This window comes from Enterobacter sp. RHBSTW-00175, from assembly GCF_013927005.1.
Classification (GTDB): Bacteria; Pseudomonadota; Gammaproteobacteria; order Enterobacterales; family Enterobacteriaceae; genus Enterobacter.
In genome coordinates, this window is sequence record NZ_CP055930.1 from 5,205,519 (window position 1) to 5,222,244 (window position 16,726).

Annotated in this window: 19 protein-coding genes; 5 read left to right on the forward strand and 14 right to left on the reverse strand. The window is 58.3% G+C overall.

The window, feature by feature from the left end; genetic code table 11:
• Positions 1-315 precede the first annotated feature (315 nt).
• Genes HV107_RS25155 through HV107_RS25175 form a run of 5 tightly spaced genes read left to right on the forward strand, consistent with a single transcriptional unit; the run spans position 316 to position 4,996 of the window.
• Positions 316-1,404, forward strand: coding sequence for an ABC transporter ATP-binding protein (locus tag HV107_RS25155; protein ID WP_182061412.1), 1,089 nt, complete (start codon positions 316-318; stop codon positions 1,402-1,404).
• A complete protein-coding gene (locus HV107_RS25160; protein WP_182061413.1) occupies positions 1,397-2,026 on the forward strand; it encodes an ABC transporter permease in 630 nt (209 codons plus the stop codon). Before HV107_RS25155 ends, HV107_RS25160 begins: the two co-directional genes overlap by 8 nt.
• Positions 2,026-2,703, forward strand: a complete 678-nt coding sequence (locus HV107_RS25165) for an ABC transporter permease (protein ID WP_182061414.1) — start codon at positions 2,026-2,028, stop codon at positions 2,701-2,703. Before HV107_RS25160 ends, HV107_RS25165 begins: the two co-directional genes overlap by 1 nt.
• Before the next feature lie 30 nt (positions 2,704-2,733).
• The gene (locus HV107_RS25170) at positions 2,734-3,624 is read left to right on the forward strand and encodes an ABC transporter substrate-binding protein (RefSeq protein WP_182061415.1); all 891 of its coding nucleotides are present in this window, start codon (positions 2,734-2,736) and stop codon (positions 3,622-3,624) included.
• A gap of 55 nt (positions 3,625-3,679) precedes the next feature.
• On the forward strand, positions 3,680-4,996 hold the full coding sequence (locus tag HV107_RS25175; RefSeq protein ID WP_182061416.1) for an LLM class flavin-dependent oxidoreductase: 1,317 nt from the start codon (positions 3,680-3,682) through the stop codon (positions 4,994-4,996).
• A 4-nt stretch (positions 4,997-5,000) separates the two neighbouring features.
• On the opposite strand, the gene HV107_RS25180 is transcribed toward HV107_RS25175, so the two are convergent.
• From HV107_RS25180 to HV107_RS25245, 14 genes are all read right to left on the reverse strand, one after another.
• Positions 5,001-5,801 carry a phosphate/phosphite/phosphonate ABC transporter substrate-binding protein gene (locus tag HV107_RS25180; protein ID WP_182061417.1) on the reverse strand — a complete coding sequence of 267 codons (801 nt, stop codon included), beginning with the start codon at positions 5,799-5,801 and terminating at the stop codon, positions 5,001-5,003.
• Positions 5,794-6,765 carry a fatty acid desaturase gene (locus HV107_RS25185; protein ID WP_182061418.1) on the reverse strand — a complete coding sequence of 324 codons (972 nt, stop codon included), beginning with the start codon at positions 6,763-6,765 and terminating at the stop codon, positions 5,794-5,796. Before HV107_RS25185 ends, HV107_RS25180 begins: the two co-directional genes overlap by 8 nt.
• Positions 6,766-6,897: 132 nt before the next feature.
• Positions 6,898-7,824, reverse strand: coding sequence for a catechol 1,2-dioxygenase (catA, locus tag HV107_RS25190; RefSeq protein WP_182061419.1), 927 nt, complete (start codon positions 7,822-7,824; stop codon positions 6,898-6,900).
• A gap of 35 nt (positions 7,825-7,859) precedes the next feature.
• Positions 7,860-8,147 (reverse strand): muconolactone Delta-isomerase, encoded by a 288-nt coding sequence (catC, locus tag HV107_RS25195; protein WP_182061420.1) that lies wholly within the window; start codon positions 8,145-8,147, stop codon positions 7,860-7,862.
• Positions 8,148-8,156: 9 nt separating this feature from the next.
• Complete coding sequence (locus HV107_RS25200; RefSeq protein ID WP_182061421.1) at positions 8,157-9,272, reverse strand: muconate cycloisomerase family protein; 1,116 nt, start codon at positions 9,270-9,272, stop codon at positions 8,157-8,159.
• Positions 9,256-10,035: a 3-oxoadipate enol-lactonase gene (gene pcaD / locus HV107_RS25205; protein ID WP_182061422.1), complete on the reverse strand. Its 780-nt coding sequence runs from the start codon at positions 10,033-10,035 to the stop codon at positions 9,256-9,258. Before pcaD ends, HV107_RS25200 begins: the two co-directional genes overlap by 17 nt.
• Before the next feature lie 12 nt (positions 10,036-10,047).
• Complete coding sequence (locus HV107_RS25210; RefSeq protein WP_182061423.1) at positions 10,048-10,710, reverse strand: 3-oxoacid CoA-transferase subunit B; 663 nt, start codon at positions 10,708-10,710, stop codon at positions 10,048-10,050.
• Positions 10,707-11,390 carry a 3-oxoacid CoA-transferase subunit A gene (locus HV107_RS25215; protein ID WP_182061424.1) on the reverse strand — a complete coding sequence of 228 codons (684 nt, stop codon included), beginning with the start codon at positions 11,388-11,390 and terminating at the stop codon, positions 10,707-10,709. Before HV107_RS25215 ends, HV107_RS25210 begins: the two co-directional genes overlap by 4 nt.
• Positions 11,387-12,700 carry an MFS transporter gene (locus HV107_RS25220; RefSeq protein ID WP_259349662.1) on the reverse strand — a complete coding sequence of 438 codons (1,314 nt, stop codon included), beginning with the start codon at positions 12,698-12,700 and terminating at the stop codon, positions 11,387-11,389. The genes HV107_RS25215 and HV107_RS25220 overlap by 4 nt, the downstream gene beginning before the upstream one ends.
• 29 nt (positions 12,701-12,729) lie before the next feature.
• Positions 12,730-13,224 carry a flavin reductase gene (locus HV107_RS25225; RefSeq protein WP_182061425.1) on the reverse strand — a complete coding sequence of 165 codons (495 nt, stop codon included), beginning with the start codon at positions 13,222-13,224 and terminating at the stop codon, positions 12,730-12,732.
• 10 nt (positions 13,225-13,234) lie between these two features.
• On the reverse strand, positions 13,235-14,167 hold the full coding sequence (locus HV107_RS25230) for a PDR/VanB family oxidoreductase (protein ID WP_182061426.1): 933 nt from the start codon (positions 14,165-14,167) through the stop codon (positions 13,235-13,237).
• Positions 14,168-14,176: 9 nt separating this feature from the next.
• Positions 14,177-14,911 carry an SDR family NAD(P)-dependent oxidoreductase gene (locus tag HV107_RS25235; RefSeq protein WP_182061427.1) on the reverse strand — a complete coding sequence of 245 codons (735 nt, stop codon included), beginning with the start codon at positions 14,909-14,911 and terminating at the stop codon, positions 14,177-14,179.
• Between the two features lie 10 nt (positions 14,912-14,921).
• Positions 14,922-15,401 carry an aromatic-ring-hydroxylating dioxygenase subunit beta gene (locus tag HV107_RS25240; RefSeq protein WP_182063593.1) on the reverse strand — a complete coding sequence of 160 codons (480 nt, stop codon included), beginning with the start codon at positions 15,399-15,401 and terminating at the stop codon, positions 14,922-14,924.
• Positions 15,401-16,714, reverse strand: coding sequence for a Rieske 2Fe-2S domain-containing protein (locus tag HV107_RS25245; RefSeq protein ID WP_182061428.1), 1,314 nt, complete (start codon positions 16,712-16,714; stop codon positions 15,401-15,403). Before HV107_RS25245 ends, HV107_RS25240 begins: the two co-directional genes overlap by 1 nt.
• Positions 16,715-16,726: the final 12 nt, after the last annotated feature.

The window sequence follows — 16,726 nt, forward strand, 5'->3', positions numbered from 1 at the left end:
AAGCGACGATTTTCTTGCCGGGAGCCCGGGTCGCCAGGGTGGTGGCGGTGAGCCACCCTGGCACGTTCACGGGTATTGTGGTGACAGAGTAGCAAGGAACATAAAGTGAACGGAATGACCACCACAGCCGTATGTTCCCCCTCCCCCCAACCCACTCCCCAAAAAGGAGAGAGGGTTATTACTGCCCGCTATCCCCCTTTAACAAAATCCAAATACCTGCAATACAAATACAAATATCATATTTGCGCCCTGTTCATCGCCTCTGTAATTTGTGTTTGATATAAACGCAATAATTTCAGGGCGCTATTGTTTCATATGATCAGACTCGAAAACATAAACAAAACGTACCCTGGTAGTACGCACGCCGCGATCGGCAAATTAAATATCGTTATCAATGAAGGTGAATTCTGCACATTCGTTGGCCCCAGCGGCTGCGGGAAAACCACCCTGTTACGTATGATTAATCAACTGGATATCCCGGATGCCGGTTCGGTTTATGTTCAGGGTATTAAAATAGCCGATGCCGATATTATTCAGGTGCGACGTAAAATCGGTTTTGTGATGCAAAGTGCAGCCTTATTCCCTCACCGGACTGTTGCCCAGAATATCGCAACCGTTCCGCGTTTACTTGGCTGGAATAAAAAACATATTCAGGCGCGTATTGATGAGCTGGTGGAGGTCATGTCCCTCGACCCGAGCCTGCTTGCGCGCTACCCTCACCAGCTTTCAGGCGGGCAGCAAGGGCGGGTGGCGATTGCCCGTGCGTTGGCGGCCGATCCCCCTATTCTGTTAATGGATGAGCCCTTTGCGGCTATCGACCCGGTCGTGCGGGAAAAGCTCCAGGATGAGCTGTTGCAGCTCCAGCAGCGCCTGCACAAAACTATCGTGCTCGTCACCCACGACATCAACGAAGCCATTCGTCTCGGCGATAAAATCGCCATCTTTCAGGAAGGTGGCGTCCTGGCTCAGTTTGATACGCCCGACCATATCCTCGCCCAGCCCGCCAGTGAGTTCGTGGCGCGATTCATCGGGCCTGAGCCCAACTTAAAACGCCTCGCCAGGCTTCAGGTTGGGCAGCTTCCGCGTCACGATGTTCCCCTGGTGGACGAGGCGCTGACCCCGATATCCAGCCAGCATCCGGCGGTTGCCAGCCCGCTGCGGCTGGTACTCGATAAACAGCAGCGTCCGTTGTACTGGCTCGATCCTGAGCGGCGTACCACCCTGCCCGTTTCACTCACCCTGAAGGCACTTCACACTCTGCGTTTCGCCTACAGCGCGCTTCTGGATGCCCCGGGGGGCGTGCTGGTGCACGTCAACGGCGACGGTCAGTATCAGGGCAGTATTTCCCACGGGCTGCTCCAGCGCGTGCTGGACGGGCATGTGGATGTGCGCCGCTATGATTGACTGGCAATGGATTGTGGATAATCAGGGCCCGATTGCCGCCCTACTCTGGCAGCACACACTGCTGGTGGCGATATCGCTTTTTTTCGGCACGGCGCTCACAGGGGTGTTGATTGGCCTGACCCTGCGCTGGCCCGCATCGGCTCCGGCACTGCTTGGTCTGTGCGGGGTGCTGTTTACCATTCCTTCACTGGCGCTGTTTATTCTGTTGATCCCGTTTACCGGCCTGTCGCTCACCACGTCAGTGATCGGCTTAACGCTCTATTCGCTGCTGATCCTGCTGCGTAACGTGGTTGTCGGGATCGAAAAACTGCCGTTCGACGTGCTGGAATCCGCCCGTGCGCTGGGTTACACCCGCTGGCACCGTTTTGTTGATGTTGAACTGCACCTGATTATTCCGTCTTTGTTTGCCGGGCTGCGTATTGCCTCGGTCACGCTGGTGGGGCTAGTCACGGTCACGGCGCTGATAGGTCAGGGCGGGCTTGGGCAACTGCTTCTGTCAGGCTTTAACCAGGATTTCCTGACGCCGATTGTGGTCAGCGTGGTGCTTAGCCTGGTGCTGTCGTTTCTTTTTGACTCTCTGATAGCGCGCGTGGGCTATTGGATTACTCCGTGGGCACGCTAATGGACATATTAACCGCAACCTGGCACTGGTTAATTCAGCCAGAACACTGGCTTAGCGATACGGGGATCCTGCTGCGCTTACGCGAGCATCTCTGGTATGTGCTGGTGAGCATGGTCATCGCTTCGGCCATTGCGTTACTTCTGGGAGTAGCGTTGGGCTACTGGCGCAAAGGGGCTTTCCTGGTCATCAACCTGTTTAACATTGGCCGGGCGATCCCGTCTCTGGGCCTGATTTTATTGTGCATTATCCTGTTTGGTTTCAACGATGTGCCGGTGTTTGTAGCGCTGATCGCGTTGTCTGTCCCGCCGATCCTGACCAATACCTGGGTGGGGATTTACCACGCCGACCGCATCCTGTGCGACGCCGCCACCGCGCTTGGCATGACGCCCATACAAAGCCTGTGGCAACTGCGCATCCCGCTGGCAATGCCGCTGATCTTCGCCGGGGTTCGCACCGCGCTGTTGCAGCTAATCGCCACGGCGGTGGTCGCCGCCTATGCCGGCATGGGCGGGCTGGGCCGCTTCCTGATTGATGGTCTGGGTCAGCGCGATATCCCGCAGGTCATTTCCGGCTCCCTTGTGGTAACACTGCTGGCGCTTGCCTGCGAGGGGATATTTTCACTTATCAACAATGTGTTATTTCAGCCACAGGCCGCACCCGCAATAACGGAATCATGATAAAAACCACCTGCAAATAAAAGAGGCATTATGAAGCAATCATTATGGCACGCGTTTAACCGCCGTGGATTTAAATTATCCCTTCTGGCGGCAGGATTATTCAGCTTAAGTTTTACCACTCTGGCGGAAACCGTCACCATTGGCGGGGCGAATTTTACCGAAAGCTCCATTCTTGCCAATATTTACGCCAGCGCATTAAAGAAAAATAATATCGATGTTAAAACACGGCTTAATCTGGGTAACCGCGAAATTATTATTCCGGCGCTGAAAAGCGGCGAAATAGATATTGTCCCGGAATATCTCGGCGCACTACTGAATTATTATGACGGGAAAACGCTGGCAACCACCCAGAGCGACGTTAGTGCCGGGCTTGCAAAAGTGCTGCCGGCAGAATTCACGCTGCTGACCCCCTCTTCCGCCAGCTCGGTCACGGCCTGGGCCGTTCGCGCCGAGACGGCCAAAAAATACGGGTTAACCAAACTCTCCGATCTGACGCCAGTGGCACACGAGCTGGTGATCGGCGGCCCGCCGGAGTTTCCGGTTCGTGCCCTCGGCCTGCCGGGCCTGAAGCGCGTCTACGGTCTGGAGTTTAAAGAGGTGAAATCCCTCGACATGGGCGGGCCGCTGTCCCGCCTGGCGCTGAACTCCGGCAAAATTGATGTGGCAACGGTGGTCTCCACCCAGGGTTCGCTCGCTAAAGAGGACTGGGTCGTACTGGAAGATGACAAACATGAACAGCCAAGCCAGAACGTTGTTCCGCTGGTGCGCAAAGCGGCACTGACGCCAAAAATCGACGGCATCCTCAACCAGGTGTCTCACAAGCTGGATAACACCGCCCTGGTCGAGCTGAACAAGCAGGTTGACCTCCAGCACAAAGATCCTGCTGCCGTGGCAGAACAATGGGTCAACGCCAACCTGTAACGCTTTTTATTATTCAATGGCCAGGGATCGGCCACAACCTGACACAGGCCTCACAATGTCACACAACTCCATGATCCTGAATCTGTTTTTTTTCAATCCACAGGGTGATTACCGGTTCTCATGGCGTCACCCTGACACCCCCGAACACGAGGTTTTCACCCTCAGCTACTACACCGCCCTTGCCCGCAAGGCCGAAGCCGCCACGCTTGATGCCCTGTTCATTGCCGACCATACCGGGATTTGGGACAGTGGCCTTGCCCATTACGCCAATGCCCGGCTTGAACCGCTGACGCTACTCTCGGCGCTGGCGGCCGTAACGGACAATATTGGTCTGATGGCAACGGCTTCAACGTCTTATACCGAGCCCTATAACCTGGCGCGCTATTTCGCCTCGCTCGATTTTCTGAGTAACGGGCGTGCAAGCTGGAACATTGTGACTTCCTGGCTGGAAGAGGAAGCCGCCAATTTCGGTCTGGATCAGATCCCGCAGCACGGTAATCGTTACCAGCGCGCCGGGGAGTTTATCGATGTGGTCACCCGTCTGTGGGACTCATGGGAAGATGGCGCGCTCCTGTTTGATAAACCGCACGGCCTGTTTGCCGATGCCGACAAAGTGCATCATCTTAACCATCACGGGGATTTCTTTAAGGTGCGCGGCCCGCTTAACGTGCCACGTCCGCCGCAGGGGCACCCGGTTCTCGTTCAGGCGGGCTCTTCCGAAGCCGGTAAGCAACTCGCGGCCAGCCGGGCGGATATGCACTTCGTGTTTATCAAATCCATCGAGCAGGGAAAAGCCTACCGCGAAGAGATGAATCAGCGCCTGAACGCGCTCGGACGTTCGCCTGAAGAGTTTAAAATCATCGCCGGGGTGCTGCCGGTGGTGGTGAATTCCGAAGCCGAAAAAGCCGAGCGTCAGCAGCTTAACGCCGAACTGATGAGCGATCGGATGGCTATCGATCTGCTGTCGGCCTATCTGAAACTGGATCTGAGTCCTTATCCGCACGATGAACCGCTGCCGCCGCTGCCGGATGAAGCAAACTTCGACGGTATTCGCACCACGCTGCAACTCATCCGGGATTACGACCCCGCCCTGACCATTCTGGAACTGGGTCGTCTGTTGCTGCAAAGCTCCGACAGCTGGCTGGTGATTGGCACTGCGCAGGAGGTTGCCGATACGCTGGCGGAAATCTATCTTTCCGGGGCCGCAGACGGCTTTAACCTGATGTTCCCGCTGCTGCCGGGTGATTTTGATCGCTTCACGGAACAGGTTGTCCCTGTTCTGAAAGCCAAAGGAGTGATGAAAACCGACTATGCACCGGGCACCCTGCGGGAAAAACTGGGCCTTCCACTGGCAAAAAACCACTTTGCCTGAATGGCTACAGCCGGGCGATCCCGGCTGTTTGCGCCGCCTTGCGCCAGTCCAGTAACCGCGAATAAGGCTGGCGCGTCACTTCGCTAAACCCGCCAATCAGCAGCGCGGCACAAATTTCCCGGTATTCCGCCGCGCTCACCAGCGTATGAAGCACCTCGCTCAGCGCAGCAAGCATGTCGGGAGAGGTTTCACCTGCGGTGATAAGCGGTAATCCTGGCGCCAGCGGGCTTTGGTCGATGATCGCCAACCCGTCCAGTAACGTGGGTTCATGGCGTTGTAATAACGCCCAGGTTACGCAGTCGATAGCCGCGATATCCCCTTCCCCGCGCTTCACGTCGTGAAGCGACTGTCGATGGCTACCGCTCAGGACAACGCGCGAGAAAAAGCGCCCATTCACAGCCAGTGGCGTCACCATTTTCATCAACACGTTGTAGCCTGACTGTGAATCGGTGGAATTGCACACTACCGGCCGGTCGCGAAAATCAGCAAAGGTTTGCTGTTTATCCTCTTCACGCACCACCAGCACGCTGCGGTAATAGATGCTTTCGCAGCCCGGCGCGGTGTAGTGAAAACAGCCAACCACCTGAACATCCAAAAGCTGCGTCACCAGCGGGTAACCGCAGGTCTGGCTCAGGATCAGTTGCGGGTTTTGCCAGTGTGCCATCAGCTCCTCCTGAGGCAACACGGGCGTAAGGCTTCCCACCGGCACGCCCCGGGCAACCAACAGCCCCTGTATCGCCAGCCACAGGGCATTGGTGTCACGGTGGTTAACGGCATACATCGGGAATGCCAGCGGGTCACGCATGACCGTCTCCTTTATTAATGCCCGGATGCACCGTCACATCCACCGGTTTGCCCCAGAAATGGCGTAACCATTCGCCGTATCCCTTCACCAGAAAACCGTGGTTGCGCTGCTGATAAGCGTCGCGATTGTGCAGGTAAACCGCCTTCAGCCCGTACCAGGGTACACCCGGCAGATCGTGATGTACGGAATGATAGTTAAGATTCAAAAACAGGACCCGCCAGAACAACCCGGCCTCGTTGATAACCGACCGCGCCAGCGGATCGTCCGCCGCCCTGTGCTCAAGAAAAGATCGCACTTTGGTCAGCGCCAGTGCGGGATAACTCACCGCCAGAACAAACCACAGTGGGGAGAATCCAAGGTGCGACATCCAGACAAAAAGCATGGCGAGTAAGGCTCCGTGGATTATCCACATCAGCATGGCGGCAACCTGCACGTGGCGAAAGGCCGACACAGCACTGCCCAGCGTCAGCACAATATCAATTAACGGCGCCAGCAACAGCCGTCCGATGAAGGTGTTACGCAGATGAATCACCCGCTTCTGCCACGGGCGAAGCCGCGCCCAGCTTTCATCGCTAAAGTAATACGACTCAGGATCATCCACCGGCACGGTCAGGTGGTCGTTACGGTGATGCGCCAGATGGGAGTCCCGATACAGGCCATACGGATACCAGACCGCCAGCGGCAGCGTGCCGAAAAGCTGGTTCAACCAGGGAAAGCGCGTGGGATGTCCGTGGATCAACTCATGCTGTAGCGACATGTACCAGGCAGTAAACCCGATAAGCAGCAAAGTGGCGGGATATAAACCCAGCGCCTGCCAGTTCGCCAGGGTCGCAAACCAGCCGCCATAAATGGCCATCATGAGTATCCAGGTCGGGAGTTCGCTGCGCCACAGGATGCTGGTTGAAAGCTGGTGAATATGTTCTCGTTGTTGTTGATGTAGATAGAGGGAGTTTCGTTTACCCATTCCTTCAGACGCCCTTTCCGCCAGTGACTCTATGGCATGAAGATCCGGGATAACGCCTGAAATAACAAAGAACTTAAATCGCTATGCTTTGCCAGAAAAACAGGGGCAGCACCGGGATGCTGCCCGCCGGTGTTACTCTTTCACGCGCGAGCGTTTCCCCCTCGACTCCTCAGCATTTTCGGCTGCCTGCACCAGCGAAAAGTTAAAGCTCACCTCCGTATGCGGCGCGTTGATATCGCGCTCGCGGGCGAGTTTGCTGTCGGTAATTTTCACCGGGTCAGCAATCAGCTCTTCACGGGTTGCAAAGGCAAAGTCGTCCCACAGGTATTGATCACCATTGAGGTTGATCTGGGTGGTCAGGTGTTTGAAGCCTGGTGCCGAGACAAAGAAATGCACGTGCGCCGGACGATTGCCGTGACGACCAAGGCCGGTCAGCAGTTTTTGCGTTGGGCCATCCGGCGGGCAGCCATAACCGCATGGCACAATGCTGCGCACCGCGTAGCGGCCGTCCGCGCCGGTTTTAACACGGCGACGCAGGTTGTACTCGCTTTGTGACGGGTCGAAGAACGAGTAGCCGCCATGCGTATTGGCGTGCCAGATATCGACAATCGCCCCCGCAACCGGCTTACCGTCAAGGTCAGTCACCTTGCCGTGCAGCCACATGGTTTCTGCTTTTTCGCTGCCATCATCCATGCGCGCAAACCCCTCGCTCAGTGGCGCATTGGCCACATACAGCGGCCCTTCGATCGTGCGAGGGGTGCCCACCTCAGTTCCGGCTGCGGTCTCTTTTTCATCGGCGCGCATATCCAGATAGTGCTCAAGCCCTAACCCTGCCGCCAGCAGCGCCGCCTCTTTGCGCTCACCCAGTTCGTTCAGGTAGTTCACCGCCACCCAGAACTCTTCGTCGGTGATGTCGAATTTTTTAATGGTCTGGCACAGGTCGCTCAGGAGCTGGTGCATGATGTTCTTAAAACGATCGTTTCCGCCGTCGGCATTCAGACCGCTGCTGATGGCGAGTAAGGTTTCCAGTTCAGACTGATGTGCAGGATTTTTGGACATTGCATGTTCCTCGTTATTGTAGGGTACGGTTTTTACTATTTTTCGTTATCAATCGACGACGGATGCGCACATAACGGCTGCACGGTAATGTCCATATACGGGTAGAGCGGTAACTCTGTTAATAGCGTGTGCAGCTCCTGATTGTCCGCAACGTCAAAGATGCTGACATTGGCGTATTGCCCCACCACCCGCCAGATATGCAGCCATTTGCCTTCGCGCTGTAACCGTTGCGAATAGGCTTTCTCTTTGGCTTTAATTTCATCCGCCTGCACCTTTGGCAGTGAGGCGGGAATGTTGACCGTCATTTCCACTTTAAACAGCATATGAACCCCTTACTGACGCGCGTAATGGCGCAATTTATCGTCATCAATCTCAATACCCAGGCCCGGGCCTTGCGGTACGCTCACCTGCCCCTGGCTAAAATCGAGCGGGCGCACCACGATGTCGTCTTTTAGCAGCAGCGGGCCAAACATCTCCGTGCCCCACTGCATCCTGACCGTTGACCAGGCATGGAGTGAGGCAACGGTTCCCAGCGTGCCTTCCAGCATGGTGCCACCATAGAGCGCCACGCCCGCCGCCTGGGCCACCTGTGCCAGCTTCAGCGCCTGCACCGGGCCGCCCGCTTTGGCAATTTTCAGCGCGTAAGCGCCCGTGAAGCCGCCACGCGCCAGGGCGTAACCGTCGTGGCGAGTCGCCACCGCTTCATCAGCCAGAATCGGCACCTCAAAGCGCTGGCTGAGGGTGATTAACCCCTGCATGTCCCACAGCGGAATGGGCTGCTCCACGAGGTCTATCCCCCCGTCCTGCAACTGGCGCATTCCTTTCATTGCGGTAGTGAGATCCCAGGCCTGGTTAACGTCCACCCGAATGCTGACTTCATCCCCCAGCGCCGCCTTGATCGCCAGGGCGTGGCGAACATCTGTTGCCAGTTCGCGGGCGCCAATTTTGAGTTTGAAGGCGTTGTGTCGGCCTTCCGTCAGCAGGCGTTTGCCCTCTTCGATGTCTTTGTCGGTATCACCACTCGCCAGCGTCCAGAGCACCGGCAGCCGTTCGCACAGCGCGCCCCCCAGCAATGTGCTGACGGGCACGCCAAGTGTTTTTCCCTGCGCATCAAGGAACGCGGTTTCGAGGGCGGACTTCGCAAAGGTGTTGCCCTTCACGCTGGCGTTCATGGTTTCGGCCAGCACAGCCGGGCCGCTGAAACTTTTGCCGCACAGCAGCGGTGCCAGGTAGGTTTCAATGGCCGATTTAATGGCCTCCGGGCTTTCGGCCCCGTAACTCAGGCCGCCGATGGTGGTGGCCTCGCCCCAGCCCACCACGCCCTGCGCACAGGTCATGCGCACGATGGCGAGCGTCTGGCAGCCCATCGTGGTCATCGACAGCCTGTGTGGCCGAATAGTCGGGATATCCACCAGCCAGCAGGCGATGGATTCAATCGTGATGTTCATGTTCTGCTCCGGTAGTTAAGAAAGAGATGACGTGCTGACTGAATGCCTGGGCACAGGCGACGTTAGACAGATGCGAAGCAGGCAACGCCAGGTAGTGCGCGTGCGGGGCTTCCACCACCAACCATTCGGCATCGTGCGTGGTGGTTACCGGATCGTCTTCTCCGGCAATCACCAGCATCGGGCGCTGCATGGCTGGCACCTCATCGCGCAGGTCGGCGCGCGCCAGCGCTTCACAACAGGCGGCATAACCCTCTGTGGGCGTGTGGGCCAGGGCGGTCACCAGGTTTTCCACCACCGCCGGATGAGCCTGTCGAAATGCTGGCGTAAACCAGCGGTCGGCAGCACTGCCGGCCACAGGTGCCATACCCTGCTCACGCACCAGCTTTGCGCGCTGCAACCACCCGCTTGTTTCACCGATTCTGGCGGCGGTGTTCGCCACCACCAGACGATGAAAACGCCCCGCCGCGTGGCTGTTGAGCCATAGCCCAGTCAGGCCGCCCAGGGATATCCCGCAGAAAAAGGCGCGCTCCACGCCAAGATGGTTGAGCATCGAAATAACATCCTGCCCAAGCGTGGCCAGGCTGAGGTCATGCTGCGCTAACGGTGAACGACCATGTCCGCGCGTGTTGTAACGCAGCACGTGAAAATGTTCTGTCAGGGCGGGCAGCTGCGCCTGCCACATCTCCCAGGTGGTGCCCAGCGAGTTCGAGAGCACCAGTAACGGCAGCGTGCTGTCGCCATCCAGTCGGTATTCGAGATCCATCGTCACCCTCCGTTACGCCGTGGCTTCGTCAGTCTGTAACGCGAACGTCAGTGCAACGGGCGTGACAGATTGCAGATAGTCGGCAGTGATATCGCCGAACAGCTCGCGGACCACCACGCCGCTGTCGGTGATATCCATTACCGCCATGTCGGTATAAATGCGGTCAATACAGGCCATCCCGGTAAGCGGATAAGTACAGGCGTTGACGATTTTGCAGGCACCGTTTTTGGTCAGGTGTTCGGTCATCACAAACACTTTTTTCGCACCAATCGCCAGATCCATCGCCCCGCCCACGGCAGGAATAGAGGAAGGTTCACCAGTGCTCCAGTTCGCCAGGTCGCCACGTTCGGACACCTGATACGCCCCCAGCACGCAGATATCGAGATGTCCACCGCGCATCATGGTGAAGGAGTCGCCGTGGTGGAAATAACAGCCGCCCGCCAGCAGCGTGACGGGCTGTTTTCCGGCGTTGATGAGTTCGGGGTCTTCCTCTCCCTGTGCTGGCGCAGGCCCCATGCCGAGAATACCGTTTTCGCTGTGCAGGAAAATTTCGCGGTCTGGCGGAAGGTAATTCGCAATTTGCGTGGGCATCCCGATGCCGAGATTGACATACGCCCCTTCCGGGATATCGCGCGCAATACGCTGCGCCAGCTGCTGATGGGTTAATTTATTCACGCAGACTCCTTAAGCGCCGTCGCGACCGTTACCACGCGCTGCACAAAAATCCCCGGCGTGACCACGGCTTCGGGATCAAGCTCGCCAAGCGCGACGGTTTCACTCACCTGCGCAATGGTGCAGGCCGCCGCGGTGGCCATAATCGGGCCGAAGTTACGCCCGGTTTTGTCGTACACCAGATTGCCCCAGCGGTCTGCCTTCAGCGCTTTGATCAGGGCAAAGTCGGCTTTCAGGGGTGTTTCAAACACATAATCTTTGCCGTCGATACGGCGAGTCTCTTTGCCTTGCGCCAGCTCCGTGCCGAACCCGGTTGGCGTGAAGATGCCCCCCAGACCCGAACCGCCCGCCTGGATCCGCGCCGCGAGATTGCCCTGCGGCACCAGTTCCAGCTCCACTTCCCCGCGACGATAGAGGTCGTCGAACACCCAGGAGTCCACCTGGCGCGGGAAGGAGCAAATCACCTTTTTCACGCATCCGGCTTTCAGCAGCGCCGCCAGGCCGTAGTCGCCATTGCCTGCGTTATTACTGATGAGCGTCAGCCCCCGGGGTTTGCAGCGGATCAGCGCGTCCAGCAGCGCCGACGGTTGCCCCGCCGGGCCAAAGCCGCCCACCATCACCACCGCGCCATCGAACACGTCCGCCACCGCGCTGTCGATGTCCGACATCCTTTTATCAATCATTGTTTTTCCTCGTGTTGAGACGGCAGGCTACGTAGCGCAACCCACGCCAGAAGTGCGTAGACCACCAGCAGAATGGAAACCGGCCAGGCAGCGTCGAACTCGATAAGCAACGCCACCGCCAGCATCGGCCCTAATCCGCCGGAGAAAATCGACCCCACCTCATGCCCCAGCGCCAGCCCGGAATAGCGCACCCGCACCGGGAAGAGATCGCTCATGATGCAGGGCTGTGTGCCGATCATCGCTCCGTGGCAAAACGGCAGGCCGAGGAACATGGCCAGCATGATCGCGCCGTAGCTCCCCGTAGAAAGCAGCCAGAAAAACGGAAAAGCCATCACCAGCAGACCCATCACGCCGATGTAATAGACCGGTTTTAGGCCGATGCGATCCGACAACGCGCCCCAGAACAGAATGGAGAAAAACTCCACCAGCATCGCCAGGGTCACGGCGCTGATGATGTCCCCGGTGCTGATGCCAATGTGCCTGGCATACACCACGGAGAAGGTGAAAAAGATGTACGACGCGCCGTTTTCCGGCAGGCGCAGGGCGATGGCCTGTAGCAGCGCTTTCGGGTGTTCACGCACCAGGACCAGCAGGGGGATTTTTTCGTGTTTATCTTCCGGCTTCGCCTGGGTAAACGCCTTGCTTTCGCGGATGTTTTTACGGATGTAAACCCCGACCAGAAAGATGACAATGCTCAGCAGGAACGGTACACGCCAGCCCCAGGACATAAAGTCGGACTCCGGGAGTTTTTGAACCAGCCAGAAGGCAAATGCCGACAGCACGAACCCGCCCGAGACGCCCATCTGGCTCCACGCGGTGTAGAACCCACGGCGCGATGCCGGTGCATTTTCGCTCAACATCAGCACGCCACCGCCCCACTCGCCACCCGAGGCTACACCCTGCAAAAAGCGCAGAATAATCAGCGTCAGCGGCGCCCAGATGCCAATCTGGCTATAGACCGGCAGCAGACCAATCACAAACGTGGTCGCCCCCATCAGCGTTAAGGTCATGATTAGCGTCATCTTGCGGCTGTAGCGGTCACCCAGGTGCCCAAAGACGATGCCACCCAGCGGACGCGCCAGAAAGCCGACCGCAAAACCGGAAAACGCCAGCAGCGTCCCCTGAAGAGGATCGCCGCCGACCGGGAAGAACAGCGGCCCAAAGACCAGCGCCGCTGCGGTGCCATAGAGGAAAAAGTCATACCACTCGAGCGCATTCCCCAGTACCGAGGCGATCACCAGCTTGCGCATCTGGCCCGCATCCTGGTTCACCCCGGTGGTGATGTTGTTTTCTGTGACGACATTGCTCATTACGCACTCCCCTGTATTCGGGAAAAAGGCTAAGCCTCAATGTCATGCCCGACGGCATGGTAACGGCGGTTAAAATAGACCAGCCCACACGGCTGTTCGCTGATGCGAATGGCCTGCACCTGGCAGTAAAAAACCGAGTGGCTGCCAACTTCATGGCAATCGGCTATCAGGCAGTCGAAACTGGCCACTGAGGAGCTCAGCACCGGCGCACCGCTGCTCATCACCTGCCAGCTGTCATGCAGAAAACGCTGGTCTGAGCGCAGGCTCGCGTTGGCAAACACGCCGGATAACTCCTGATGGCTACTGGAGAGCACGTTGACGCACAACACCCCGTTGCGGCGAAAGTGTTCGTGGGCATAAGAGTTGCGGTTCATACAGACCAGCAGGGTCGGCGGCTGATCGGTCACGCTACAGACGGCAGAGGCGGTGAAGCCAAATTTTCCCGCCGGGCCGTCGGTGGTGATCACCGATACCGCGCTGCCGAGCTGTGCCATCGCATTACGAAATTCAGTTTGCAGAGTCATGGGTATCCCCTTACAGATCGATAACTAAACGCCCGCACTTCGCGCGGGAACAGCACAGCAGGATTTGATCGCCGTCGGCTTTCTCTTCATCGGTGAGATAGTGGTCACGATGATCCACATCCCCTTCCAGCACGTCGGTTAAACAACTGCCGCAGATCCCCTGCTTGCAGGAGACATTGACCTTCAGCCCGGCCTGGGCCAGGGCTTCGACAATGGTCTGGTTTTCCAGCACCTTCACGGTGATACCGCTGGTGGCCGCTACCACATCAAAGGCCGAGCCGCCGGTTTGCACCTCAGCGCTGAAACATTCCTGATGGATTTGGCCCGACGAGTACCCCAGGGTTTGCGCCTGTTCAGTGACGGCATCCATCAGCCGCGTGGGGCCGCATACATACACGTGGGTTTGCGCTGGCACATCGGTCAGCACCGCAGCCAGGTTCAGCCGTTGTTCGTTGCTGAAGTGCAGTTGCACCTGTGCTGCGTAAGGGGCACGTTCCAGCTGTGAGACAAACGCCGCCTGCGCACGCGAACGGGCGCAGTAGTGCAGTGCGAAAGAACGTCCGGCGGCGTGCAGTTCAGCAGCCATCGCCAGCATCGGCGTGACCCCAATTCCCCCGCCAATCAGCAGGGTGTGCGCCGCGCGGTCTTCCAGCTCAAACAGATTGCGCGGCTCGCTGACCGCAATGGCGTCGCCTTCACGCAGGGCATGTACCGCAAGAGATCCGCCCTTTGAGCGCCCTTCTTTCAGGATGCCCAGTTGATAGTGCTGCCGGTCCTGCGGATCGCCGCAAAGGGAATACGGGCGGACCAGGTCGGCGCTGAGATGCAGGTCGATATGAGCCCCCGCGCGAAACACTGGCAGTGCGATGCCCTCAGAATGCGCCAGGGTCAGCAACACCACGTCGCCCTGCACCTCGCGTCGGATAACCTGTAATGTCAGCATGTTCACTCCTCAACGCATAAACAGGCCGCCGTTGATGTCCCAGGTCGCCCCGGTGACAAACGACGCCTGGGGTGAAGCCAGCAACGCAACGGCCTGGGCAACAAACTCCGCCTCGCCCAGTTTGCCCACCGGGATCATTTGCAGCAGCCCGGCCATCTTCTCTTCCGGGACCAGCGCGTGAACGGTGGGGAGATCCATCGGGCCCGGTGCAATGGCATTTACCGTCACGCCGGATTTGCTCAGTTCGCGGGCAAAGACTTTGGTCAGCGTTAAAATGCCGCCCTTGGATGCGGCGTAGTGTGCCCCGGAGGCCGTGCCCCCGTTTTGCCCGGCCAGGGACGCCAGGTTGATGATTCGGCCATAGCCCCGGTCGGCAAAATAGAGCCCCATCGTCTGACACCCGATAAACGTGCCGCGCAGATTGGTAGAGATAACCCGGTCGAACTCGTCGACGTTGATCTCCATCACCGGTGTGGTGAGCGTCAGCGCGGCGTTGTTTACCAGCACCTGCAGGCTGCCAAAGTGGTCGAGGGTGGCATCAAGCGCACGGGCAAAATCCTGCGGCTGGCGGATGTCCAGCCCAAGCGCCAGCACCTTGCCGTTATCCAGTTCATCTGCCGCCTGCTGTGCGCGGCTGGCGTCTACGTCGGTCAGCACCACCTGATAGCCCTGCCCGAGCAGTGTGGCGGCGATAACCTGTCCCAGACCGGCGGCAGCGCCAGTCACTAATACGGTTTGCGTCATGGTCAGCTCCTCAGAGGATGTAGCCGATGCTGTGCAGCACATCGTCGCTGTTCACCAGGCGGATCACCTTTTGCTGAATAAGCCAGCGGCCATCCTGCTGCTGGAGGTGCCAGGTAATGTCCGCCGCGTAGTGGCGGCTGTGGCCTTTACGGTGCTCCCACAGGGACTGCGCCCCGCGCACCACAATGCTGTCCTCGGCGGATCCCAGCACGCGAAAGCGCGACAGGGTGCGCAAGGTACGGGCGCGTGGTGTGGTGGAGATCGACTCCCCGCTGTAAAGACGTTTCACACGCTTTTCCCGCATGTGGTGGTCATCACAGGCGTAGTTGAGGGTGTTTTTGAAATCCGTTTCGGTCGGATCAATTGGCACCACGTACAGGCCATCGTGTTGCCACAGTTCAAGCCAGGTGTTGAATTCGCCCTGATCGAGCAAATCACCTTCGAGATTGATTACCGACATGGCGGTAAAGAGTGCTGAATCAGGCGTCATCATTGCGCGTTCTCCGTCATGAGCTTTTTCCACTGCTGGTAGGCGGCGCGCATCCCGGTTTCAGCGCTCACGTCACTGCGCAGGCCATCGTCGGAGCGGTATTCCCCTGCCAGCCCACGGTTGAGCATGATCCAGAGATCGTTGCCCGAGGTGGCCCCGCGCTGAACGCGCTCCCAGGCTTCGGAGTCATCCGGCGTGCCAAAGCCCATCGGCCCCTGGAAGTGTTCGTGCAGACGCAGACGCGCCTGGTTGGCGATTTCCGGCCCGCCATCCATGGTGATCACCGCATGGTGAATTTCGGTTTCGTTGACGGACACCGGCTGAAGCACGCGGAAGAACGCCATCGAACAGGCAATGTTCGGGAAGATATTGAGGTTAAAACCGGAGCCGCCGACCGCACGCACAATACGCCGGACCTGCTCTTCGTCGTGGTCTTCGCGCAGGGCGTCTGCCAGCTCACTAAAGCGCTCCGGGATGGGCGCATCGAGGTTAGCGTCAAGATCCACCAGCTCCGGGATCATCACCATCACGCTGTGGCCGTTGCCTAAGTCTTCGACGTAGCCGCTGCCATCCACAAAATTCAGCATCTCTTCTGTTTGCTTATCGACCGAGCTTAAAAACGAACGGTGAACCACCGGGAAGTGGTAGCCGTCAGTGGTGTTTTCGAGCTGGATTTTCCAGTTGCCCGGGAAGCGGAAACGGTGTGCCGGGCCGGTTTTGATCGGGTAACCTGCCCCCTGTTTCATAAACAGATCCATCCACTTCTTCGCCACGCCGAGGAAATCCTCCAGCGGCTCAATCTGGTCGTTAAAGGTGGCGAAAATCATCCCGGCATATTGTTCGGTACGTAGCGACACCAGCCCCAGTTCGCCTTTTTCCAGCTGGTCGGCGTAGCTTTCCGGGTGCGGCACGCCGCGCAGGCTGCCGTCCAGCGCATAGCCCCAGCCGTGGTACGGGCAGACAAAACTGTTGGTTTTGCCGCTGCGGTGTTCGCAAACGGTCGCTGCGCGGTGGCGGCAGCGGTTCAGCAGGGTGTGAACCGTGCCTTTGCGATCGCGCACCACGATCACCGGCTGTGTGCCGATCTCGGTGGTTTTAAAACTGCCGGTGTCCGGGATTTCACTGGCGTGGGCGACCCACACCCAGGTTTTGCTGAAGATCCTGTCCAGCTCCAGGCTGAACAGCGCTTCCGAGGTGTACAGCGAGGTGTGTACCCGGTCGTGCTGCACCAGCGCCGCAATCTCCGCGGTAGTCGGCGTGGCTGGCGTGGTGGTATCGATGTTCTTCACGTTGATGAGGTGATCGCATTGCATGTCCAGTATCCT